17 protein-coding genes and 1 rRNA gene are annotated in these 25,371 nt (G+C 49.9%); 8 read left to right on the top strand and 10 right to left on the bottom strand.

Annotation, left to right across the window (positions count from 1 at the left end; genetic code table 11):
* Positions 1-198 precede the first annotated feature (198 nt).
* Positions 199-1,479, top strand: coding sequence for an aminotransferase class I/II-fold pyridoxal phosphate-dependent enzyme (locus BMX22_RS04290; RefSeq protein WP_074740986.1), 1,281 nt, complete (start codon positions 199-201; stop codon positions 1,477-1,479).
* A 97-nt stretch (positions 1,480-1,576) separates the two neighbouring features.
* Here the strand turns inward: BMX22_RS04290 and BMX22_RS04285 are convergent, their stop codons facing one another.
* Both BMX22_RS04285 and BMX22_RS17045 read right to left on the bottom strand, forming a co-directional pair.
* The gene (locus BMX22_RS04285) at positions 1,577-2,341 is read right to left on the bottom strand and encodes an AraC family transcriptional regulator (RefSeq protein ID WP_074740985.1); all 765 of its coding nucleotides are present in this window, start codon (positions 2,339-2,341) and stop codon (positions 1,577-1,579) included.
* 147 nt (positions 2,342-2,488) lie between these two features.
* The gene (locus BMX22_RS17045) at positions 2,489-4,615 is read right to left on the bottom strand and encodes a family 16 glycosylhydrolase (protein ID WP_413777953.1); all 2,127 of its coding nucleotides are present in this window, start codon (positions 4,613-4,615) and stop codon (positions 2,489-2,491) included.
* 355 nt (positions 4,616-4,970) lie between these two features.
* Here BMX22_RS17045 and BMX22_RS04270 point away from each other — a divergent pair, with 355 nt between their 5' ends.
* The 6 genes from BMX22_RS04270 to BMX22_RS04245 all read left to right on the top strand — a co-directional run bounded on the left by BMX22_RS04270 (position 4,971) and on the right by BMX22_RS04245 (position 13,087).
* Positions 4,971-5,972 (top strand): ABC transporter ATP-binding protein, encoded by a 1,002-nt coding sequence (locus tag BMX22_RS04270; RefSeq protein WP_074740979.1) that lies wholly within the window; start codon positions 4,971-4,973, stop codon positions 5,970-5,972.
* Positions 5,969-6,772 (top strand): ABC transporter permease, encoded by an 804-nt coding sequence (locus BMX22_RS04265; protein ID WP_074740977.1) that lies wholly within the window; start codon positions 5,969-5,971, stop codon positions 6,770-6,772. Before BMX22_RS04270 ends, BMX22_RS04265 begins: the two co-directional genes overlap by 4 nt.
* A gap of 4 nt (positions 6,773-6,776) precedes the next feature.
* Entirely contained in the window at positions 6,777-7,580 is an 804-nt protein-coding gene (locus BMX22_RS04260) for an ABC transporter permease (protein ID WP_074740975.1), read from the top strand.
* A gap of 184 nt (positions 7,581-7,764) precedes the next feature.
* Entirely contained in the window at positions 7,765-9,363 is a 1,599-nt protein-coding gene (locus tag BMX22_RS04255; RefSeq protein ID WP_074740973.1) for a leucine-rich repeat protein, read from the top strand.
* Between the two features lie 338 nt (positions 9,364-9,701).
* Positions 9,702-10,556 (top strand): helix-turn-helix domain-containing protein, encoded by an 855-nt coding sequence (locus BMX22_RS04250; RefSeq protein ID WP_074740971.1) that lies wholly within the window; start codon positions 9,702-9,704, stop codon positions 10,554-10,556.
* Positions 10,557-10,639: 83 nt separating this feature from the next.
* Entirely contained in the window at positions 10,640-13,087 is a 2,448-nt protein-coding gene (locus tag BMX22_RS04245) for a glycoside hydrolase family 44 protein (RefSeq protein ID WP_177172966.1), read from the top strand.
* An 89-nt stretch (positions 13,088-13,176) separates the two neighbouring features.
* Here the strand turns inward: BMX22_RS04245 and BMX22_RS04240 are convergent, their stop codons facing one another.
* From BMX22_RS04240 to lepB, 8 genes are all read right to left on the bottom strand, one after another.
* Positions 13,177-14,817 (bottom strand): glycoside hydrolase family 36 protein, encoded by a 1,641-nt coding sequence (locus tag BMX22_RS04240; RefSeq protein WP_074740969.1) that lies wholly within the window; start codon positions 14,815-14,817, stop codon positions 13,177-13,179.
* 19 nt (positions 14,818-14,836) lie between these two features.
* Positions 14,837-15,484, bottom strand: coding sequence for a TetR/AcrR family transcriptional regulator (locus BMX22_RS04235; protein ID WP_074740967.1), 648 nt, complete (start codon positions 15,482-15,484; stop codon positions 14,837-14,839).
* A 458-nt stretch (positions 15,485-15,942) separates the two neighbouring features.
* Entirely contained in the window at positions 15,943-16,587 is a 645-nt protein-coding gene (locus BMX22_RS04230; protein WP_074740965.1) for a sortase, read from the bottom strand.
* On the bottom strand, positions 16,580-17,644 hold the full coding sequence (locus tag BMX22_RS04225; protein ID WP_074740963.1) for a Cna B-type domain-containing protein: 1,065 nt from the start codon (positions 17,642-17,644) through the stop codon (positions 16,580-16,582). Before BMX22_RS04225 ends, BMX22_RS04230 begins: the two co-directional genes overlap by 8 nt.
* Before the next feature lie 13 nt (positions 17,645-17,657).
* On the bottom strand, positions 17,658-18,530 hold the full coding sequence (locus tag BMX22_RS04220) for a class C sortase (protein ID WP_074740961.1): 873 nt from the start codon (positions 18,528-18,530) through the stop codon (positions 17,658-17,660).
* 68 nt (positions 18,531-18,598) lie between these two features.
* Positions 18,599-20,230 carry an isopeptide-forming domain-containing fimbrial protein gene (locus BMX22_RS04215; RefSeq protein ID WP_074740959.1) on the bottom strand — a complete coding sequence of 544 codons (1,632 nt, stop codon included), beginning with the start codon at positions 20,228-20,230 and terminating at the stop codon, positions 18,599-18,601.
* Positions 20,231-20,282: 52 nt separating this feature from the next.
* Entirely contained in the window at positions 20,283-23,594 is a 3,312-nt protein-coding gene (locus BMX22_RS04210; protein ID WP_074740957.1) for a Spy0128 family protein, read from the bottom strand.
* A 40-nt stretch (positions 23,595-23,634) separates the two neighbouring features.
* Entirely contained in the window at positions 23,635-24,273 is a 639-nt protein-coding gene (gene lepB, locus BMX22_RS04205; RefSeq protein ID WP_318259675.1) for a signal peptidase I, read from the bottom strand.
* 877 nt (positions 24,274-25,150) lie between these two features.
* Here lepB and BMX22_RS04200 point away from each other — a divergent pair.
* A 16S ribosomal RNA gene (locus BMX22_RS04200) occupies positions 25,151-25,371 on the top strand; the annotation flags it as partial.

Here is a 25,371-nt window from a genome sequence, read left to right as displayed (position 1 = left end):
GTCGCGCACATATTACCGCCGTATATAGACGTATGCCTGAAATAATATGCTGAAAGCGCTAAAAAAATGCGTAATTAAGCCGTATTATTTGTTATCTTGTCTCTTGCAAAAAAATGTAGTGTATGTTATACTTTTATTTGGCAGTCAGTGCGCTGAACTGCCATACATTTTGTATGATTTGAAAGGTGAGGTCCCGAAATGAATCTATCGGAAATGAACAAGGAACAGCTCATCAGCTTTAAGAACGAGACTGAAGCTCTCTACAACGGCTTCAAGGCTCAGCGCCTGTCTCTCAATATGGCAAGAGGCAACCCCTGCAAGGAGCAGCTTGAGCTCAGCGTGGGTATGCTCGACGTGTTCGATGACGGAAACTTCCTCAGCGAGAACGGCGTTGACGTAAGAAATTACGGTATGCTCGACGGTATCCCCGAGGCTAAGGAGTTCTTTTCCGACATGATAGGCGTTCATGACGATGAGATAATCATTTTCGGAAATTCCAGCCTTAACGCTATGTTCTGGACCGTTCAGTGTGCCTTCAACAAGGGTATCCTCGGCGGCACTCCGTGGTCGAAGCTCGACAAGGTAAAGTTCCTCTGCCCTGTTCCCGGATATGACAGACACTTCAAGGTGACTGAGTTCTTCGGCGTTGAGATGATAAATATCCCCATGACGGCTTCGGGTCCCGATATGGATATGGTCGAGAAGCTCGTCAGCGAAGATGCTTCCATAAAGGGCATATGGTGCGTTCCGCAGTACTCAAACCCCGACGGAATCAGCTACAGTGACGAGACCGTAAAGCGCTTTGCCGCTCTCAAGCCTGCGGCTAAGGACTTCCGTATCTTCTGGGATAACGCTTACTGCATCCATCACCTCACAGACGACCCCAAGCCTATACTCAATATCCTCGAGGAGGCCAAGAAGGTCGGCAACGAGAATATCGTATACATATTCGGCTCGACTTCAAAGGTGACTTTCCCAGGCGCAGGCGTTGCTGTCATGGGCGCAAGCAGGGAGAATGTCGAGGAGCTCAAGAAGTTCCTCGGTATCAGCATCATCAGCTACGATAAGATGAATCAGCTCCGTCATGTGAAGTTCTTCGGTACTTTCGCCAATATGCAGGAGCATATGAAAAAGCACAAGGCGATAATCGCTCCCAAGTTCGAGCTCGTGTGCAGTACGCTCGAGAAGGAGATAGCTCCGCTCGGTATAGGTGAGTGGACTGAGCCCAAGGGCGGATATTTCGTATCCTTCAACGCGCTCAACGGCTGTGCAAAGAGGATAGTTCAGCTCTGCAAGGAGGCGGGCGTTACGCTCACAGGCGCAGGTGCGACCTTCCCCTACGGCATTGACCCCGATGACAAGAATATCCGCATAGCTCCGACTTATCCCTCGATAGAGGACCTCGGCAAGGCTCTCGAGCTCTTCGTTATCAGCGTTAAGCTCGCAAGCGCGGAGAAGCTTCTTGGTGAGATGGACTGAATATAATACAAAGACGTCCGAAAGGTGTGAGCCTGTCGGACGTCTTTTTTGCTCGGCACCGCACAAATGACAGTGCGTCATATGCGAAGTGGTGACTTTATTCTTCGGATGCGGCTTCGTCAGTTACGAAGTCGGGCAGACGGTAGCGCTTCTTGTACTCGCGCGGGGTCATCCCCATGTATTTCTTGAATATCTTGATGAAGTAGCTCTGCGAGCTGAAACACAGCAGTGTGCTTATCTCGAGGTCGGTGTACTCGGAAAAGCGCAGCAGGCTCGAGGCTTCCTCTATCTTCTTGCGGTTGACGTAGTCGCTGAATGCCATGCCTGTTTCCGCTTTGAAGAGGCGCGACAGGTAAGCGGAGCTGATGTTCAGATGCTTTGCGGCTTCGTTTATCATTATTCGGGTGTGGAGGTGCTCGCTGATGTAATCAAGCACACGCAGTATCTGCTTGGAGTAGATGTTGCTGTTGCGGACGAGGCGCATTCGGCGCGAGTATTCCTCTATCATTTCGGTGTGCGCGGCGTGGACTTCTTCGTCTGTCCTGCACTCGTCAGCCTTCATGATGTATATGTCGCTGAGGCTGTATGCCTCCTCGGGAGTCATGCCGCTCTTTATGCAGAAGCGGGCAATGAGAGCCGCAGAGACGGTGAAGTGGTATTTGAGGTTACGCAGCGGGTCCTTACTGAGGATGCCGTAGCCCTCGCTGCACAGGGGTGTTGCATACACGCGCACAAGCTCGATATTGCCTGCGCATATGCTTTCGTAAAAGGCTATCTCACGGTCGAACGAGGCGTATTCAAAGTCCTCCTCCCGACGTGAGAAAAGGTGGGTAGCAAGGTATTGCTGGGAGTAGCTGTTCATAATGTACCTCCAACGTTGATGATACTTTCATTATATCAGATTTTTACCATAATTGCAATACCTGTTGATAAAAATTACCATAAGCTTGCGGACACCGCATACGAGAAAAGCGAGGACTTGCGTCCTCGCTTTTTCGGGTATATTATTTTACTGCTTGTTATAAGTTACCCACTTATAATATGCAGTGAGAGGCGTTGTGCCTGGATAAGCCTTGAGCCAGTCATCTACCGTGAGTCCGGGCCATGCGTTCATCATTATCTTGCTGGGAGTTACGGGGATATCGCCTGTCATAGACCATACCTCCTTGCCGTCGATGTACCAGGTTATCTTGCCGGGCTGCCAGTTGAAGCCGTATCTGTGGAAGTCCTGCGAAGCATCGAAGCCGAGGTCGATCATCTTTTCGTGACCGCCCTGTCCGTTGCGGTAGTAGTTGAGCTGGACCTTTGTTGTATCCTTGCCGAGTATCTCGATGTCGATCTCGTCCCACGGATTCTTCTGTCCGTTGACTACGTCGGAGGGACCTGTGTAGGTGAAGAACGAGGATACTACGCCGTCGCACTTGATAGCCTTCATCTCGGTCTCATAGTAGCCGTAGTGGTAGAACTTGTTTGTGCGGAACTCGCCGCCCGAATACTTGGGGTTCCAGTCGGGGTTGGAGTCGTTCGACCACTTCTGATCTATCTTGAGCTCGAGGAGGCCGTTCTTTATCTCAGCGTTCTTCTTGTACCACCAGCAGTCGAAGGGCTTGCCGTTCGTCCAGCCGTCGGAAGCAAAGAAGTCGCCTGCATTGCCTGTTGTGAAGTCAGAAACCATTGTGGCATTTCTGTTCATGCCTGACTGAGTCTGACCCTGACCCTGATTGGGGTCCTGCTGCTGACCCTGATTGGGATCCTGCTGCTGACCCTGATTGGGGTCCTGCCAGGGATTCTGCTGCTGACCCTGACCGTTCTTGCCGTTCTTGTCGTATGTCACCCACTGATAACGAGCGACGAGAGGTGTTCTGCCGTTGTAAGCCCTGAGCCAGTCGTCAACGGTCTTGCCGGGCCATGCGTTCATCATTATCTTGCTGGGAGTTACGGGAATGTCGCCTGACATAGACCATACTTCTCTGCCGTCGATGTACCATGTTATCTTGCCGGGCTGCCAGTCAAAGCCGTAGGTGTGGTATGCTTCGGATGCGTCGAAGCCGAGGTCGATCATCTTTTCGTGACCGCCCTGTCCGTTGCGGTAGTAGTTGAGCTGGACCTTTGTTGTGTCCTTGCCGAGTATCTCGATGTCGATCTCGTCCCACGGATTCTTCTGTCCGTTGACTACGTCGGAGGGACCTGTGTAGGTGAAGAATGAAGAAACAACGCCGTCGTTCTTGATAGCCTGCATCGAGGTCTCGTAGTAGCCGTAGTGATAGAACTCATTTGTGCGGAACTCGCCGCCCGAGTAAGAAGGCATCCAGTCGGGATTTCCGTCGGAAGCGTTCCACTTCTGGTCAATGAGCAGTTCGAGGTGGTCGCCCTTTATCTCGGCATTCCTCTTGTACCAGTAGCAGTCAAACGGCTTGCCGTTCGTCCAGCCGTCGGAAGCGAAGAAGTCGCCTGCCTGACCTGCCTTGAAGTTGGATACCATGGTCGCGTTCGCGTTCATGGGAGTTCCGAGGTCGGGGATACCGTTCTGATGAGGCTGAGTTGTTGTTGTGGTCGTGGTCGTGGGCTCTGTCGTTGTGGTAGTAGTGGTGGTAGTGGTTGTAGTTGTGGTCGTAGTAGTGGTCGTTGTGGTGGTAGTAGTTGTAGTGGTAGGTTCGGTGGTAGTCGTAGTTGTGGTAGTAGGCTGAGTTGTGGTAGTTGTAGTAGTGGTGGAGGTAGTAGTGGGTTCGGTAGTAGTTGTTGTCTCGGAGTATTTCGGGCTGTATGACTCGGGCAGTTCGCGGATTGCGCCTGCATCATACTTCTGGATAGAAAGCGCGTCAGCAGCCGTTACGCCGTCACCGCGGTTGTAAACGTCGGCATTATCCTTGCCCTGCGGTTTGAGCTGGTACTTGTCCGCATTTGCAACGAACTGGAGTATCGCTACTGCGTCTGCGACGGTAACATAGCCGTCGAGATTGGCGTCGCCATACTTTAGTCCCTGAGATGCGTCGTTTATGCTTGCAGATACACCCGAGAACGAGATGCTGTTCTTATCAGCTGTATTTTCTTCCGCATTCGCTGCAAACGGCATTGCGGTTGCCATCATGGCTGCGGCAGATACAGCTGCGAGACAGCGCTTGAAGCTGTTTTTCATAATAAAAAACCCCTCTCTTTACTTGATTATCGGTTCGATTTATGCTTACGTGATTATTAACACAGTATGCATTAGACAAATTTATTATACAGTACACAGATTGTTTTGTATATTATTATTGTGACAAAAATGGTAAAATCGTGACCTCTGCAAAAATGAATTAGCTTGAAATTGCGGCATATCGAGAAATATCATTTACATAAAGTGAACGCGTGATAATTTCTTGACGTATCCTGCCGCTGCACATCGGCTATTCTGTAATAATATTGTAATTATATTATTATCTGCTTTTAATTGTTTTTTAATAATTCTTGTGATATAATGAAGAAATACTTTCTAAAGAGGAGATGAAAAAATGGCACCTGTCATAGACATCAAAAACATCACAAAAGAATTCAAAGTCCTTAACCGCCGCGAGGGCCTCGCAGGAAGCATCAAGGACCTCTTTTCGCGTGACTATAAGATAGTCAAGGCTGTAGACAACATCACCATGAGCATCGAACAGGGCGAGATAGTCGGATATCTCGGTCCGAACGGCGCAGGTAAATCCACCACTATCAAGATGATGACGGGAGTTCTCGAACCGACATCGGGAGAGATACTCGTCAACGGAAAGCTGCCATACAAGAACAGGTCGAAGAATGCGCAGAATATCGGCGTCGTATTCGGTCAGCGCTCGCAGCTCTGGTGGGCGCTGCCTCTCGTGGAGTCGTTCAAGCTCCTGAAGGACATCTATCAGATAAGCGATGAGCAATATGACAGCATGATGAAGCTGTATCAGTCGCTCGTGGACATAGAGCCGCTCCTGCACAAGCCCGTGCGTCAGATGTCGCTCGGACAGCGCACGCTCAGCGATATCCTCGCGGCGTTTCTGCACGACCCGAAGATAGTCTTCCTCGACGAACCAACTATCGGTCTCGACGTCTCGATGAAGGCGAAGATACGCACGCTGATACACGCTCTCAATAAGGAAAAAAACACGACCGTCATCCTCACGACCCACGATATGGGCGACGTCGACGCTCTCTGCCGCCGTATCGTCATCATCGACAAGGGAAAGATGCTCTATGATAATGATATATCGCACCTCAAGGGCTTCTTCGGCTCTTACCGCACACTCAAGATACGCGTGGACGGCGACCTGAAAAAGGAGTCGGAGGTGATAGCGAAGGAGTTCCCCGACCTCAAGGTCAGTGCGGACGAGGAGTGGATATCAATACTCGTCGACGAGGAGAAGATATCGGTCATGGACGTGCTCACAAAGCTCCAGAAAAAGCGCCGCATACGCGATATGCAGCTCGAGGAGATATCCACCGAGGACGTCATCAAAAAGATATACGAGGAGGGTGTCGAATGAATCCGAAAAAGTACCTAACTCTCACTCGTATGGGTATCATGGAGTCGCTGCAGTTCCGTATGTCGACGGTGATAATCTTCGTCGGCAACCTGCTCTACCTCATAGTCGTGTACTTCCTGTGGAAGGCGATATACGCTTCGTCGGGACAGGAGGTCGTCAACGGCATGACCTTCTCCGATACGCTGATATACCTCGTTCTCGCGACCGCTCTCTTCAACTTTATGGAGATGTATACGGTCTGGCAGATAGGCAGGGCGATACAGTCGGGCTCGATAGTCCTGTACCTGCTCAAGCCCATGGAGATAAGAAGGTATATCTTCATGGAGTATTCTGGCAACTTTATCGTGAACTTCTTTGCTACGCTGTTCCCGACGTTCATCGTCGTCAATATCGTAACTCACGGAGCTGTTCCGCTCGGGTTCAATCTGCTCTACTTTGTTGTCTCGGTGGTCATCGCCGTGATGATAAACTACAACATCGACTTCTTCGTCGGTACGATATGCCTGTACACGGAGTCGATATGGGGCATAAACATAATGAAGCAGGTCATCGTGCTGCTGCTCTCGGGTGCTACGATACCGCTTGCTTTCTTCCCCGAAAGTATTCGCAATATCGTGAACTGGCTGCCTTTTCAGTCGATATACAACGCTCCGCTGACGCTGCTGCTCGGCAAGACGACCGACATCAAGGACGTAGCGGTGATACTCGGGACACAGCTTTTCTGGTTCCTGGCAACTTATGCGGTAAGCAAGCTCTTCTGGAAAATATCGCTTCCGCAGATAACGGTGAACGGAGGCTGATGTTATGAAAAGAAAAGGAATATTGTTTTATGCGCGGCTCTACTGCAAGATACTCGCTCAGGACCTGAAAAGCAAGATGAGCTACCGTGCCGACTTTATCATATCAACTATCGGTATGATATTCACCAATATTGCGGGATTTATAAGCTTCTGGATACTCTTCCGCAACTTCTCGGCCATCAACGGCTGGGGCTACTATGAGATGCTGTTCCTGTACGGCTTTTCGCTGGTGTCTCTCACGCCTGCACAGTGCTTCTTCGACAACAACTGGAGCCTGCGGCAATACGTTTACACGGGCGATTTCATCAAATACTGCTTCCGCCCGATAAACCTCTTCTTCTACTATCAGTCCGAGGTCTTCGATATCAAGGGACTGGGACAGCTTGCGTTCGGGCTTGCCATGATAATCTTCTCGTGGATAAAGCTCGGACTCGGCTTCACTCCGCTGATGCTCGTCAAGCTGGTCATCTTTCTGCTTACGGCGTCGCTGGTGATGATAGCCTTGCAGACCGCCGCTGCTGCGACCTGCTTCTGGATACACAATTCGTTCTTCGTGCTGGACCTCGCATTCAGGTTCAAGGACTATGCGAAATACCCGATAACTATTTTCAGCAGGGTATTCCGATTTGTGTTCACATTTATCATGCCTATCGCGTTCATCGCGTACTATCCGAGCCTTGTGATACTGCGTCCCGATGAGGTGGAGCTGCTTTCGTGGCTGTCGCCGCTGTTCGGTATTGCGTTCTTCTACATCGCTTACAGGATATGGATGTACGGTGCGATGAAGTACAGCGGAACAGGTTCATAATGATGAAAAACGCGGGGAGGGGAGACCTTCGGCGGTTTTGCAGGCTGTCGTGCCGTTTTTACGGTTCGGCAGCCTGCTTTTTGCATCAAGCTATGATTTTTGCACCCAAAAGAATAGTGCAGGGGTATTAATAAAAGAATCAGTTTGTTTATGATGAATCTTCACTTTGAAAGGAATGGTGTTTATGAAGAAGGGAAAACTTACCGCTGCATTTATTGCGGCAGGACTTATTGCCTTTTTTGCGGGCTCGATGACGCCGAGCTTCACTGCTCCGTGCATACTGTCAGCCTCGGCTGAGGACGGTGCCGAGGAGTATACCGAAGGGACTTTCGGACCGCTGGGATATCGGAAATACCCTTCAGGGATAACGATAACCTCCTGTGACAAGACTGTCGAGGAGGTGGAGATACCGTCCGAGATAGACGGCGTCAAGGTCACGGTCATCGGTGAAAGCTCATTTGACAGCTGTGCTGTGAGCTCGCTCGTCATTCCCGATACAGTCACTGAGCTGAAATTCCGCGCCTTTATGTCGTGCAGCAATCTGAAGTCGGTGGAAGTGCCTGCTTCGGTCAAGACGATAGGTGTTGAGGCATTCGCTTACTCCGAAAACCTCGAAACGGTCAGACTGAATGAGGGGCTGACAGCGATCTATTCGGCAGCTTTCGCCCTTACGGGCGTCAGGGAGATATATTTCCCCTCCACGGTCACAACGATAAGCACCGAGGTAATGCAGGGTACTCCATGGCTCACTGAACAGCAGGAAAAAGACCCGCTCGTTATTGTGAACGATATCGTCATTGACGGAAAAACGTGCAAGGGAGATGTCGTTGTCCCCGAAAACATAAGATCTGTCAGCAAACACGCATTTTCTTTGAATATGGAATTGACCTCGGTGAAACTCCCCGATGATATGGCTTATATCGGCGACTGTGCGTTCATGTACTGCATGAACCTGAAAAAGGTCGAGCTGCCTGACAGACTGAAGGTGCTTGAAAGTGCGGTATTTATGGGATGTAATTCCCTTGAAAGCGTGAAGCTGCCGAAGGATAATGCCGAGATACGGGCGGATGCCTTTAACGGATGTACCTCTCTTGCCAAGGTGGAATTCCCCTCGCAGCAGGTGGACGTATACGAGAATGCATTTGAGTCTACGCCGTGGCTCGACAGCCTGTGTGCGGAAGATCCGCTCGTTATTGTGAATAATACCCTCATCGACGGCAAAAAATGCGAAGGCGATGTTGTTATCCCCGAGGGCGTATCTTTAATTGCGCCTCAGGCTTTCGCAGAAAATGAAAAGATAACATCCGTGTCGGTGCCTTCAACGGTGAAAACGCTGCGGGAGAGTACCTTCGCGAACTGCACGGCGCTTACCTCTGCCGAGCTGAAAGGCGTCGAGTATATAGCGCCCGAAGCGTTCAGCGGCTGTGCCATGCTGGAGAAGCTGAAGCTTCCAGGGTGTCTGCATAAGATCGACGATTCGGTTTTCCTGAGCTGCACACACAGCTCGGAGATAACGTTCTCGGGTACGAGGCAGCATTGGCTCACCATTGTCAAGGGGGAGTACAATACGTTTTTCTTCTCGCGTGCGAAGTATACATTCAGCAAGTCGGGCGACGTCAATGATGACGGTGAGGTCACGGTCGCGGACGCTGTGGCATTGCAGAAGTGGCTGCTCGGGGCAGATGACGCCGAGCTCGTCAATCCGTTCGTTGCCGATGTTTGCAGCGACGGCGTGACAGATACCTTTGACCTCTGCGCGCTGAGAAAGCTTCTCGTGAAATGATCGTGCACGGAGACGCGAATACGATATAACGCCGCGATCGGAGCATCGGGAAACAATACCGATGAAACGGGACAGCTGCGGGATCTCCCGCCGAGTAGCGGCAGGTCATCGAAATGAAGGCTTACGGTTCGATGACCTGCTTCTCGGTCAAGGGGATTCGGGGCTGTCCCTTGTTTTCGCTTCTTTACTCAACTATCGGTTGAAAAATATAAAGATAAATTCGCTTGAAATCAACTTTCCGATGTGATATAATGCAATTAAAGGACGGACAATTAGAGTAAATTGTAAACGTTTACGCGATTCACCTACAATTTCACAAAAGGGAGGACGCTCTCAAAATGAAGTTGAACTTTAATGAAAATCTCGTCAGGTACAGGAAAAGGGCAGGGCTCACACAACAGCAGCTTGCACAGAAGCTTTCAATTACACCGCAGGCTGTCTCGAAGTGGGAGAAGGGCAGCTACCCCGACTGCGAGCTTCTTCCGAAGCTCTCGCAGATACTGGACGTTTCGCTCGATGTACTGTTCGGGCTTAAAGACGAGGACGGAAAGATAAGCCTTAATACAGCCGTTATCGAGGAGGTAGGCAAGCTCGATGAGGCGGAAAAGGGCAAGCGCGCCATGGAACTCATATACACCCTCTTATGTGCGTTCAGGACGGGACCAAGTCCCGAGCACGCAAGCCTTCCCGAAAGCTTCACCCGCGAGACCTATGCTCAGGTACGCTCGGACAACGCGCTCGCCATCGCGCGTCTGAATCCCGATATGCAGTATGCCTGCTTCATGCGTATCCCCGAGGACGGCATAGACAGCTATTTTTCCATAGAACCTCGTCTGCTCGAACTGTTCTCGCTTTTGTCGGACGAAAATGCGATGAGGGTGATATCCTACGCCGAGACTCTCAGCAGGAACAATATCCTAACGAAGGAATGCATCTCCATGGAGCTCGATATGCCGCAGGAGACTGTGTCTGCCATAGTCGACCGCTGCGAAAACCTCGGCATCATGTGGCAGCTCACAGCCAATACGGGCGGCGAGACATTCCCGATATACGGCTATGTTCACAACGTGCCGCTCGTGGGGATACTCACCCTCGCAAAATCGCTCGTCAACTACATTTCCTTCCCCGAGCCTGACATCGACACATGGACAAGAGCACCTTTCAGACATAGATCACAGGACACTATTGAATAGCAGGTACGGATATCATCCGACCAAAACAACGATAATCAGAATAGGCGGGATTTTTGTCCGCCGCAAAAATGGAGGAAAGAAACATGATAAAGAAAAGCTTTGCCGCAATGCTTGCAGGAGTATGCACCATAGCTTCCGCATCGTCTCTGCCTTTGGCAACAGGTTCTGCCGAGGACAGCTATACCATGAACGTTACAGTCAAGCTCGACGGCACCAAAAAGGAGATAAGCCCCTACATCTACGGTATCAACGCGTTTGATTCCGCAAGCCTCAAGAACGTTACGGTAAGTAATATCAGACAGGGCGGCAACCGCTTCACAGGCTACAACTGGGAGACCAACTGGTCTAACGCAGGTGAGGACTGGCACAACAGCTCAGACACGAATCAGGGCGATATAGGCGACGGCCCTGCGGGTGCGGTATCCAAGCTCTCGGATATGGCGAAGAAGTACAACGTTGAGTACAAGCTCGCAACGCTCCAGATGGCGGGATATGTTGCTGCCGACAAGGACGGCGATGTCTCAAAGGCAGAGACAGCTCCCTCAGCACGCTGGAACGAGGTCATTGCAAAGAAGGGCAGCGCATTCGCTGCCGAGCCCGACCTTACCGACGGCAAGGTCTATATGGACGAGTACGTAAACTACATCGTGAACAAGTTCGGCGACGCTTCTTCGGCGACGGGCATACAGGGCTACTCGCTCGACAACGAGCCTGCCCTCTGGAACGACACCCATCCCTACCTCCACCCCGAGGAGATGACCAACAAAGAGCTCGTTTCCAAGTCGATAGAGCTCGCAAAGGCTGTCAAGGCGGTTGACCCCAAGGCTGAGATATTCGGACCCGCATTCTGGGGTATGCTCCCGTGCATCAACGCTGCCGAGAGCGGCAACGGCTTCACTGATCCCGAGTGGCAGGCTGTAAAGAACGACTACAGCTGGTACCTCGACTACTACCTCAAGCAGATGGCAGACGCCGAGAAGGAGAACGGCTCACGTCTCCTCGACGTCATCGACGTACATTACTATTCGCAGGGAATCAACTCCGAGGACGACATATTACAGGCTGCAAGAAGCCTCTACGACCCGTCATACGCTGAGAACAGCTGGCTCCAGCCGTGGGCTGCGGACTTCTTCCCGTTCATTCCCGCGATACAGAAGTCGATAGACAAGTATTACCCGGGTACAAAGATATCTGTATCAGAGTACAACCTCGGCAACATCTCCAAGGAGAAGGAGACGGGCAAGGATATCAGAACAGGTATCGCTGAGGCAGAGGCACTCGGCTGCTTCGCCGACAACGGCGTATACTTCGCTACATACTGGGGCACGATGGGCGAGTGTCCGTATGTGCAGTCTGCTATCAACCTCTACACCAACTATGACGGCAAGGGCGCTTCCTTCGGCGACACTCTCGTTGAAGCCAAGACCGAGGACCTTTCCAAGTCCTATGCATATGCCGCAGTCAACGGCAGTGACGACTCCAAGGTAACAGTCGTACTCGCAAACAAGGACACAACTAAGCCCGAGAAGGCTACCATTGAGCTCACAGGCGCGGCAAGCACCTACAAGAGCGCTACAGTCTACGCCGTAACTCAGGACCACAGCGACATCAGAGTCGTAAGCATCAACAACGAAGTCAAGGACAACAAGGTAACAGTAGAGCTTCCCGCTCTCTCGTTCGCACAGGTAGTCCTCTCCGACAAGGAAAGCGATGCGGAGATATACGTTGCTCCCAACATAGAGACAAAGAAAACAGAGTACAAGTTCGACGAGCTTGAGATGTCCCCCAACGACGTTCCCATGATACCCATTGAGGACAAGGAGCATCTCACAAAGATCATCATCAACTGCACAGCGAGCAGCTCAACAGGTTCTGCATGGTACTGCGGCGGAGGCGGACTCTGCTTCAACCAGCTCGTGAAGTCAGACGGAACGGTCGCAGGCTGGGGCAGCAAGTCGTTTATGTACAACGGCTCGGGCGACGTGGTAGTAGAAATGGACGGCACATTCACTATCCCCGATCCCGCCAAGACCGACGCAAACTTAGAGATAGAGAACGCCACATATAAGGATACATACATCGAATTCCAGGACTGGTGGAAGTCTTCCGCAAACAGCGCGAGCGGCGATGACGTGTCTGTGACCTACAACTCTATCACTATGGTCTATGAGTACGACCACACAGGCGAGGAGACAGGCAGCTCCACTACATCTACAGCCACAACTACAGGTACTGCTTCCACAACAACTTCCTCGACCACTGCAACGGCTGTATCTTCAACTTCTGCTACAGGCAGCACTGCTGCTGTAACTCTCCTCGGTGACGCAAACCTCGACAAGAAGGTGACCGTTGCTGACGCAGTAGCTATCCTCCAGGCTCTTGCCAATAAGGACAAGTACGGACTGACAGCAGAGGGCGCTGCAAACGCAGACTGCTGCGACCCCGGCGATGGCGTTACAGCAAAGGACGCGCTCGCTATCCAGCGCCTTGACGCACAGGTGATAAAGTCTCTCCCTGAGACTACAAAATAAGCTTCCCGAAAAAGAGCACCCGTGAGGGTGCTCTTTTTCTTACGGCAACACCGCACAAAGCCCACCTGAAGGCTTTGTGCGGTATTGCCTTACATTTTATAAGTTCTTGTGATAAGTTTTTCGCCGAGCTGATACGTCACGGTCAGCTCGTTCTCGTCGAGCGCAGCGGAGAGCACCTTTGCGTCGCGCATACGCATGAATCCGCCGAGCAGACGCATTTCCTCGTCGCCGTAGAATGCCATATCATCCGATGTGAACAGCACGCTTCCCGCTGAGGCGTTCACCTCTCCGAGAGCCATTTTCTGCGACGTTGTCAGCGTATTGCCGTCGCTCCTCAGCATAAAGACGTCGGGGTCGCTGAGAAATGCTCGCCCGTTGAGCTGGCGGCGGAATATGGTGTCGAGGATAGTGGTGCGCGTGCTTATGCGTTCGCGGTGAGCAAAGCGCAGATACGGCTTGTCGTCCCAGTCGAGGGAGACATCACAGCCTATGCGGCAGTAGTCCACTCTGCCGAATGCCGAAGCGAGCGGCACTCCGCACGCGAGAATGAGAGCGTCGCCTGCGCACTCGCGGAGGAAGTCCATAGCGTCCGCCATTACCTGTCCGCGGGTCTTGTCACGGCGGGGGATAATGCACGCCGCGTAGAGGAAGTCGAGCTTGAGGAGCCTGAATCCCCATATATTAACTGCCGTGTCGAATACGTCGCGGAGGTAGTCGCGCACCTCGGGGTTATAGATGTCGAGCGCGTAAAAGCCTGACCAGTTCGAGCCGCCCTTGACATACTCGCCGTTTTCGTCCTGTAGGAGCCAGCTTTTGTGGGTCATATACAGTATCGAGTTGTGCTCGCAGACAAAGGGTGCGAGCCAAAGTCCCGCGGTCATTCCCGCTTCGGTGATGCGCTTTGCCTCAGCCTGCATACCCTCGGGGAACTTGCCGTGGTCTGCGTAGAGCCAGTCGCCCACGACCGATTCCCAGCCGTCGTCTATCTGGAAGACGTCAGCCTTGTACTTAGACTCCGCCAGCGCGCGCAGGTCGGCACCGAGAATGTCGGAGCTGATGTTCTGATAGTGGCGGTACCAGCTTGTATAGCCGTATATCGGCTTAGCTTCGGGGCGGAGCTTCACCCCGAGGAGGTCGAACCAGCTGTCGAACACCTCATTCTCAGAGCCGTCGGTCAGCAGGAGCTTCAAGCCGTCGAATCTGCCGTTGAGTGCGAGTCCGCGGCAGTCTTTGGTGAAGATGAGCTCGTCTGAGCCTGTTTTGGTCCTGATGAGGGTAAAGCCGCAGTCCTCGGAGAGCGAGCCGACGAAATTGTAGCTTTCGCCCGTGCGGATATAGCCGTAGCTCCAGCCGTGCAGTTCGCCCAGCGCGCCCGAATACCCCGTGAAGGTGTAGTCGCCGTACTGAGAGAAGGAATGCTTGTCGGCGATACCGTAGGGGATATGGTCGATGCCCTTCATCTTGTCGTATATCGTGTGTTCGTAGGAGTCCGTCCACGACTGATAGCCGTTGAGGAATATGCGGTCGGACTCACAGTAGCCGAATCGGAAATTCGCGGTCAGCTCGGTGATGATTATCTCATCGGAGCTCTCTACCGAAGCGGTGAACACGTCTCCCTCAGTAGAGATATCCAGCGAAACGAGGTCGCTCTTTATGCTTCTGCGTGTATTGACGGTGAAAGTCTCGTCGCCGTATTCATACGAGAATGTGACCGATAAAAGTTTTATCATATCCGTTCTGCCTCCCTTGTCATATCTTCTTCAAATAGTAGACTGCGGCATCTATGACGGTCTCAAGCTCCTTTGTCGCAACGGAGAAGTTGTCGGACGGCAGGAGCTCGCCCTGTATCAGTTTTTTGCTGAGTTCCATGAACGTGTGCGCGAATGAGAGATAGAAGAGCTGGAAGTTCTCTATCTCACGGACGCTTCCGTCCTCAATGCCTGCAAGGTAAGACGTCTCGAACACAGGATAGAAATTGAGCACTGATTTCTCGTAGTCAACGAGCTTGTCCTTGGGAACGTTCTCGCGGATTATCATCAGGTCGAACTCGCCGAGCAGCTTCATAAAGGCGGGGTGTGCCTCGTAGAGCACGATGAACATCCTCATCAGGTCCGAGCACTGTTTCAGACCTGTCTGCTTCTTGAAAACGGGCGAATCGAACACGCCGCCGAACATTTTTTTGAGTTCCTCCCACAGGTGGGTCATGGCGGCAATGGTTATGCCTGTTTTCGTGCCGAAGTAGCGATACAACGTAGCGACTCCTATGCCGCATTCGTCGGCGATGTCGGTCATTTTCACATTTTCAATGCCGTTGCGCAGGAACATCTGCGAGCTGACTTCAATGGCGTGGTGTATGCGTTTGCTACGGAAATTCTGTGGTATGAATTCGCTTTCCACTTGACAAACCTCCCTTTTTATGGTAAAATGGATACAGTAAATGATAGCTTTTCTATCAGGTGATAGACAAGACTATCATCTGATAGATTCAGTCTATCACATTTTTATGTTTTTGTCAATAGGATATCAGCGCATCGCGCGCTTAACAGGACAGCCCTGTTTTTTCGGGGAAATGAGCCATATCGGCAAGGCTCGGGGATTGCGGACTGTCATAAACAGAATATAGGCAATACCGCACAAAGCTTGTGCTGGAGATGCGCCGACAGATTTTTCGTCAGATTGTATAGAAATTCCGCAGGCATACTGACGTATGTCAAGGGATTTCTGTGCAAGATGACGGAAAATATGCAAGCATATCCAGTACAAAGCCTTCAGGCGGGCTTTGTGCGGTGTTGCCTATAGGATATATGTCCGCGCAGAAGCTCCCACATCGCAGTGATAACGGTGTGGGAGCCTTTTTATTCCTTTTCGGCTGTTCTTATTGCAATGCGGCTCCTGCCGCTGAGGTCACAGGTGAACAGTGTCAGCTGCCATTCCTCGCTGCTGCCGCCGAGCATCGAGCCTATGTCCGTGCCGTCTACGCTGTCGGTACTGATGACCGTGTAGCAGTGCTGATTGCCCTCGCAGTCGGTAAAGTATATCTCGTCGCCTTCCGCAAGCTCCTTTATCCTGCCGAAGTGACTGCTGTAGTTGTGCGCAGCTATGACGAGGTCGCCTCCGCTGACTGTTCCGCTGTATCGGCAGGGAGCATACCTGAGCGCGGGATATGTCAGCTCGTTCACCACGGGAAGCTCAACTCCGAGCGCAGGTATCGTCAGGTAGCCGCAGTAATACTGACCGTCGAGCTCAATCGTCGGGAGCGGGGGAGCAGTCGTCACCGTTGTCTCATATGGAGCGAAGAGGTCGGGCTCGGCAGTCGTGACGGGAAGAGTCGTCTCTGCGGGGACTGTCGGTTCGGGGATAGCGGCAATCAGCTCTGAGAGGGTGCTTGCAGCCTCCTCTGAGGCGCGCTTGTTCTCGTTCATATTATACAAGCACAGGAACAGCGCCGAGAATATCAGCACTGTTCCTGTTGTGATAAATACTATTCGGAGTTTATTCATCGTCGTCTTTCCTGTTGGGTATAATCAGACCTGTCATGAGGAAGACAAGTCCGCCTGCCGTCAGCGGAAGTATCGGCCACCAGAGCTGTCCTGTCTGGGGGAGCTTTGGCTCTTTGGCAGAAGTAGACGTAGTAGTCTCCTTCGGCGGGAGTGTCGACTTCTCGTCGGTCGAAACCAGTGCGGCAGTGGTGACGGTCGTGGTCGTGGAGGTCACAGTGGTCAAAGTAGTGGTGGATGTCGTGGCAGTACCTGTTCCGCCGCCTGTCTTGCGGGAGGGATTGTAGGTGTTCTTTATCAGGTACTGAGTGGAGTTGTAGTCGATGATGACCTCATACTTCACGGGTATCTCGCGTTCTACAACGCGCCATTCAGCCTCGGGGTCAAGGTTTTCCCACCTGTACTCCCAGTCGTTTTCTTCGCTGAGGGTTATCGTATCGGCGAGCTCCTCGTTCATGTAAAGGTCTACCGTGACATTAACGGGACGGCGCTTTGCGCTGTCGTCGTTATCCACCCACACCTTCTTGACTGTGTAATAGTCTTCTACGCCTGCGAGAGTGCTGTTGCTGTACATCTTCGGGAATATCCTGCTCTCTCCCTCATCGTTATCCTTGACCTCGAACAGCAGCGGAGAAGCCTTATACATTTCATGGCCTATCTTCACGCTCTTGGCTACAGCGAGGTAAAGTCCAGTTTCCAGTGAGGAGAAGGAAGCTGTACCGTTTTCGTCGGTCTTGCACTCGGCGAGCTGCGGCAGGGCGTCTCTGAGTACAAAGCTCTCGAGCGCCTTGGCGGTGCCGTTGATATTCTCGGGGGTGAGCTCTGAAAGGTCAACTTCGTAGTCCTCGCAGCTGCCTGTGAGAACATATTCGGTGTCCCTGAGCTCTCCCACGCGATAAATCTTCCATTGTATGCCTGCGATGTTCTTGCTGCCGCTCTCGCAAACGAGCGAGACTGTGCTGTCCGCGGACGAAGCATCTGCGGGCATGAACGTCACAAGGAGCGAGAATGCCGCCGCAGCACTCATTACAGCCGCCCATATTCTGTTGTTTTTCGGCATTTTCATCACCTCATCATTCTTCTTTGTCAGGAGGAGGATTTTCTTCTTCGGGCGCTTTTGCAGCTCTCTTTCGCGAAATGAACCTGTCGTGAAGGAATATGAGAGCGAGCGCTATGATAAGCAGCGGTATCGCCGTTATCGGCGTGACTATCAGCGTATCGACCCTGAACGCTTCATTCCTGACGAATACGCCCTTCTTGACCTGTGCATTTTCCGTGCGGACTCCGCGTACGAGCAGTCTGTGCGTGTTGATACCGTAGGGAGTACAGGTCATCAGCGTGCAGTAGTCTTCTCCGCTGACGAGTTGCAGGTCGTCGGTCTCGGTCGGGAGGACGATGCGTATCTGGTCGACCTTGTAGGTAAGCAGTCGGTCGAGTATCGTTATCGTGAACTCGTCGCCTATCTCGAGCTCATCGAGGTCGGTGAAGAGCTTGGCACTCGGAAGTCCGCGGTGTCCCGAGAGGACACAGTGTGTGGAATCTCCGCCGACGGGGAGGCTGGTGCCTTCAAGGTGCCCGATGCCGATTTGCAGGACTTCTTTCTCGGTGCCGTGGTAAATCGGCAGCTCGACGCCTATCTTGTCGATGTCGATGTAGCCCATTATCCCCGTGCCGGTGATGTCGAGCGTGTCTGAGTAGCCGTCCACATTCGACGGAATAAAGAAGGAATCAGGCGTTGTGCGGAGCCTGTCATTGTAGTCGGCAGCCGCGTCGAAAAAGCTGCCGAGCTCGTCTTCGTCGGAGTTTGTGAGAGCTTCATTGTATGTCGCGATTACTCTCGACGCGTGCTTGGAGTTGACATAGTTGCTAATCGCGGGATATAGCAGCACGGACGACCCAATGATGAACATAGCAATTATCAGTATACTGAAAAGGTGCTTTTTCATTGAGTCCTCCCTGCCGCGATACGGCGGCGGAAGCGGAGAGCCTCCGCCGCGATGCGGTCATTTACGGTTTATTTTTCCTTGATGCTCATTCTCTTTTTAACGATGAGAAGAACGAGTGCGCCTGATATCATCAGTCCGCCTACGATGTAGAATATCGTTGTGCCCATGCCGCCTGTTGAGGGGAGCTGGATGCCCTTGTTATTCTTGATGTCAACGGAAATCACGCCATTGGTTACTGTTGCATCTGTAAGATCTGTTTGAATAGTGTCTAATGTGTATGTCGAATCGATATGCTCAGCTGTTATTTCAAACTTAATGGGAGCAATGGGGTTATAATGCGCGGGAGCTGCTGTTTCTTCGAGCTTGTAGATACCGTCATCAAGACCCTTGAAATCAAATGTTGCAGCATCGGTCAATTGGATTACATCTACCTGTTTCCAGCTTGTTCCATTAATATCAGCAGCTTTTTCCTTATCTGTCCACTTGGAAAGCTTGAATGTTGCACCGTTAAGAGAGTTGCCATCATCATCTTTTTTGTTTACAGTGAGCTGATATGTAAACACTACATTCTTTGACTCAGGTGTTGTGCCTGTAGGAGGATTCTCCGGAGGCGTTTCGGGAGTACCGGGAGTATCATCACTAGGAACCCAGTTCGGGTCATTTGCATATTCTACTGTATAAGTGTTCGGATTTCCTGTACCACCAATTACTGCATTGTCATTAAGGGTTGCAGTATATTCGATTCTGATTACAGTTCCTTTAGAAATGCCCATGATATCTTCATCCTGATCAGCCGCTGTCTTTGCTGCTTCAGTGGCTTGCAGTGCCTTCAGATCAACTTGGTAAGTGTATTGATTTCCGCCTGTTACAGCTGTTGGACCTGAAAAAGTAATCGCATCGCCAGTTGTATCACCAGTACCGTAGAAAATCTCTGCACTTTTATCAAATGAAAGTCCTGCACTCATTGTGTCTGTGAATGTAATCGGATACTTTTCATACCTGCTGTAGTCAGACGGTAGAGTGAAAGTCAAAACATATGGTACATTATCTCCGATATCATAGTCAGCGGTTTTGGTGTGGGTATCTGCTACATTTTTTGAATCGTTTACATCAGTGACTGTTTTGTCGGAAGAAGGAGTCGTTTCCTTAACATCAATCGCAGCATTGCCAGCAACCTTGAGAAGATTCAGTGTTTTGGGAGCACCGGTTCCCTCTTCCTTGACGATATAATAACCGTCAGCTACTGGAGTAGCATCAGTTGAAATTGCAATTGCCTCGCTGGAAGCTACGTACCTGCCGATTATTTTTGCGAATTTTTCAGCATCAGCGCTCTTATCAGCGAGATTAGCGATCATATCCGCAAACTGTGTGGGAGTAGTGTCTGTAGAAAGAGAAGCAAAAGCAGTTAAACCTGACTTAGTTTTCAAGGCTGAAACCAAATCATCGCTAAGATGCTTCTTACCGGATGAATCCGTTGTGGTTGGTAAAGCATCACTAAAGTCAACATTGCTCAGTTTGCCTTCGGTGAGGGTACCGGTCAAAATAGGATATGCTTTATAAGCATTATTAGTATCGGCGGCAGTTTTGACTTTGATGGAGCCAGCCGAAGCCGTCAAAGAGCCTACAGTAGCGGCGCTTGCTGAAACAGCGAGAACTGAGGTCATCAGTATAGCCGATAAGCCTTTAAGAGTTTTTTTCATAATCTTTTTTCCTTTCATTTAAATGTCGTGGTTTCAGTGTGTGGGGGAGGCTTTATCGTGCCGCCGCCTTTTTTCTGCGTATGAACAGCAGAGTGAACGCACCCGCGAGCATCGTCCCGCCGAAGATTATGTACGGCAGTTCGCCCGTTCCGCCTGTTGAGGGGAGGGTGTAGGTTTTATGGTTGGTGAATTTGAAATCGTCAACATTTGTCAATATATTAGCTGTTAATTGATTGGTGGTAGGGTTTTCTGTTACCTGGATTTGTAACGTCATTATTTTATTATCGTAGATAATGTCAGCTGCTGGAGTATCAACAATTTCTTTGACATAGTAGGTGTAGGAACCTGGCTTTTCAAAGTGAAGAGTGTCAAATGTTACAATACCGTCAGCGTTATTGGTTACGGTAGATATTGGCTCGGTATCATCTTCGTTTTTAAAAAGACCGAACTTGAATTGGCCATCAGTAAGCTGATCAGCGCCTGTGAGTTTCTTTTCAAGGTCAAACTCTACCAATGCGGAGAAAGCCATGATAGTGAAATCAAGACCTGTGTGATTCGGACACTTATTGTAAGCATCGAGAACATCTTGATGGTTCATAGTAAATGGTACGTTGTCTAACACTTTATCTCCGCTGCCCTTGATATTATTTGTTTCCTTGACCGTTCCATCAGCGTTATACACAACTTCTGTATCTGGTTCAAGAGTTAGTTGCACATTAAATACAGCATGATCAACTTCCGAAGGATAGAACTTTATTCGCCCAATAGAACCCCAGTTAAGACTACCGTCAGGGAATATTTCATATTTTGAAGTAAATTCATACTGAGGAGAACCTTTCGGTACATTGGGGTCAACATAGTATTGATTACCTGAATAGCCGGTTATTTCATCTTTGGGGTATGGCTCATCATTTTTATTATAGAATTGGCAGGTTACTGAATTGTCTTCCGATTCATACAGTATACTTTCGTTTACTCCGGAAACATAAGCTCTGTATGTTACAATGCTTTTGGTTATGTTGCTTCCGCTGCGTTTTAGCTTGGTAACAGTGTATTTTCCGCCGTCGGCGATTTCAATATCCGCATGGTCAAGGAAACTGTTAGTGTTTCCCGGGATCTTAACATGCATTATTCTAACGGTTTCATTACCGTCTTTTAAGTAAATTGGAACATATATGTTATAGTCACTTTCGTTTTTAGCAGATAATATAACATCGATATTCCCGCCATGTGGAGACAAATCCCCGGAATACTTTGAAAGTGGAGTGAAATCCGGAGTATAAGCTACTGTTTCTTCACTTCCATCGCCTTTTGTCATTTTGAATACCGGGGTGCCAATGACAAGTTCTGCATTTGTTAATTCGCGAGTTGGAACTTTTAAAGTCAAATTATCGCCATCAAACAGTTGATATGGATAGTATCCGTTGGAATTAGCTATGTAGCCATTTTGTTTTCCAATCCAACTGGTTGCAGCGCTGACCCACTCGTTGATTCTGTCAATATCTCTATAATGAAAACTGTCCTTGACATACATAGGGTGCTTTACAACAATATTAATTGTCTGACCATTGACAGTAATTGTTGTTTCTCCGTGTTTTTGAGTGGTGAATTCAACATCGGTATTGCTACCATTATTAACAGCAACACCCTTAGTCAAAATAGTAGAATCAACCACTGAAAAATCATTGCCCCTATTCGTGCCATTAAGACTTAGCTTAAACTTTTCGTCCTCAAGAAGATATATAGTTTTATACGCAGTGTTGTTCAGGTCGCTCATTGCTTGATCGAAATAAATTCGTTCATTTCCAACGTACATATAGACTGGAGAGTCAATTACCTTTACGTAAAGAGAATCTGAGATAGTTTCGTTTGGCTCCCACAGATTAGCTCCAACAACAATCCGACACTCACCAGTATTAGTAGCAGTAAAATAAGCAGATCTGCTCTTACCGTCTGAAGAATCTCTTTCATCCTTACCAGGAGTCCTATCAATCACTTTACCAGTGCCCAGATCGTTTCCTTTGACAGTGAATTTTAAATCGTTTTCATTTTCAGCATATTCATATGTAACAAAAATGTTTTCACCGACTCCAACAACATAGGGATTGTCAGCTGTATTATTACCTTGTCCGTTGGCGAATGACAAAGCATGCCAATCTGTCTTTTTCTTTTCGCCGTTAGCAGTCACAACATACACCGAAAAACTCTCCGCCACAAATTCCGCACCGTCCGCGGAAACGCTTGCGTCGGCGACCTCTTGAACATCGCCGTCATCCGATACGTGCAGCAGCGAGAACTCACCGCCTGTGAGCGAGTGCTCTTCGGGAAGACTGATATTCACGCTCACGAGGGAGCCCTCAGCGGGTTCAAGCTCGGAGCCGTCGGGAGTCATGAATGTGATATCGACCGCTACAGCCTCGATAGTATCGGAATCGGCATCGCCAAAGTGGGCGGCAGCAGTCTGAATGGCGTCATCTCGGGAAATATCGAACACGAACATTTCGGTATCACTCGGGAAAGCGAAACTGTCAGCGTGAGCCTCGACCCGAATGCCCGACTCGCTTTCAGCCGTGAAATCGACATATGCGGGCTCCTCGGGGAGTACAGGCGGCTCGGGGACGATGTCCGCGAGCGAGACCATACCGAGTAGGTGCTCGTCGTCGAGGAGGTAGGCAGTGGCAGCGACTTCACCGTCCACATCGCCTTCTATTGCAGATATTTCGGGGATATCGTCATCGCTGACCGCTGTCACTATGCATGACCTGTCAGCCTTGCCGTCGAGGTCGGAGTCGATGAGGAGAATATCTCCTCGTGCGGGTGAACCGCGAGTTACAGGAACAACGAGCCCGCCCTTATCAAGTTCGAGAGACCAAGCCCAGCAGCCTGAGCCGTATGGGATATCATCAGAACCGATGCCTGCATAATTCATGCAGAAGTAGGTGAACATAGTGTTCCAGTCGCCGTACGGATTGCCGTACCACGCGCCGTATCTGGTATATCCGTTATGCGTTTCGCCGTCCTCAGCGTGTACGAAGTTGATACTGCTTTCGGAGTATCCGAGCTGTGATTCGGCGATACGAGCGAGATTTTCACCCGCGATATCGGTCAGCGTTGGAAGCGTGGCTTCCCATACATCCTGCGTTTCAAGTTCCGAAGCGCCAAGCGGCGTTGCTGTAAGGTCACAGCCCGAGTCGTCGGCAGTGGGGAGGTTTCCGTCGACCATAGCCGTGCCGATACCTCTCAGCTGCCAGAAGACTCCACCCGAAACAAATACGGACAAAGCTGTTACAAGACAGGCAAGCTGTCTGCGCTTCTTCTTTGACTCACGCAAAAGTTGTATGTACTTATTATAAGGTATACCCAAATGTTCTCACCTCCTTACAATGAGTGAAGACTGTTCAGTCTTATTTATTGGACTTCCAAATGCGGAAAAGCATTTTTCCCACCATTTGCTCGGCGCTGACACAGCCGATAGCCGAACTTCGGCTGTCTATTGACGTATCGCGCCTGTCCCCAAGCACGAACATCTTACCGTCCGGAACGACGTAAGGGAACGAAATATCGCACTCTCCGAGACTTTTGTTGATAACATACGGTTCGTCGAGGAGCCGACCGTTCACCGAGACATTTCCATCCGCGTCGATGTCGATACTGTCTCCGGGGAGCCCTATGACACGTTTCAGCAGGAGCTTGTTCTGCCAAGCAACGCAGCACAGCTGACCTGTTGAATAGCGTTTTGTTTTTACAAGTAGTATAATATCGCCGTTGTTCAAGGTGGGTTCCATACTGTCACCCGAGACTTGTATCACGGGGAGAAACAAGGTCGAAACGAGTACTGCGACAGCAGCGACAACTACAAGCACAGATATCGTACTTGTGAGCACTTTTCTGAGCTTTGCACGGTATGCAAGCTTGTCGTGTACCTTGCGCACCTCATCAGTCGGAGGAAGCTCCTCTGACGGTGGTTCATCGGTGTCGATCATCTTATAGACGAGGTCGACGAGTTCGCGTTTGTTAAGGTCTTTAAAATCCTTTTTAGCCATCTTTTTATCCTTGTAAGATGCAATGAATTGGAATACTATGTGTATATTATACCATATAGATGAGAAGATGTCAACAAAGAGAGACGAAAAAGGTTCACAAAAATAATAAAGCTGAATTAACAAATCAAACAAATGCGAAAAAGTAAAATAAAAAGCTGAAAGATATTGGTTATAACTATTATCAAATGTGCCGAAACGTTGTACTACGGGGGTGATTGCGTAGCCAACTGATATTATTAATAAATTGTAAAAAAATAATTTTTTGATATATATTCATATTGTGCACCAAAAAGACAGAATGTGAGTTGAAATCATAAGAGGGGAGTTGTATAATACAATCAGAAACCAAAAGCAAAAGTTGTCTGCTCAATCTGCACAATCGGGCAGCAGATTATGCTGAGGCGGGGTTCGTTGCCGATAGGATAGCGCGGCACGGCTGTATAATTCCTTTAGCTATCCGTATTCCTATTGTTATAGAGGGCGAATCAGAACAGTCTTATCTCCTTTGGGTTTTGGAGTTAAGGCTGTTGCTCTTTTATAAGTATAAATTCGGGTGCGATAAAGGCACGTTGTTAGTTTTCAACAAAAAAACGTGGAAAAACCTTCCGAAGTTTGAGTTGACAAAACCGCAAAATGGTGATATAATAACATTACTGTCGGACGCGGAGAGGCTATACGGCAGTGAGAAAGCCCGTCTGAACTGACGGCACAGCATCTTGAAAATTGAACAATGCTAAGAAAAAGTAACGACCCTTGAGATTCCTTGTAATGAGGAAACAACTCAAGCAAGAGTAAAAAATGCGCAGTAATAACGCAAGCGTTATTGAACAGGATTAAGATATTTTGGTTTCTTGAGAGAGTGAGTGATATATACTATTTAATAAAGAGTTTGATCCTGGCTCAGGACGAACGCTGGCGGCACGCTTAACACATGCAAGTCGAACGGAGTTAATTTTGGTTTACTGAGATTAACTTAGTGGCGGACGGGTGAGTAACACGTGAGCAACCTGCCTCTGAGAAAGGGATAGCTTCTGGAAACGGATGGTAATACCTTGTAACATAACGAAGCCGCATGACTTTGTTATCAAAGATTTATCG

The organism is Ruminococcus sp. YRD2003, assembly GCA_900109435.1.
In the GTDB taxonomy this organism is placed as follows: domain Bacteria; phylum Bacillota; class Clostridia; order Oscillospirales; family Ruminococcaceae; genus Ruminococcus; species Ruminococcus flavefaciens_G.
Note: the sequence above shows the minus strand (reverse complement) of the source record. Positions and strands in the feature narration are given on the sequence as shown.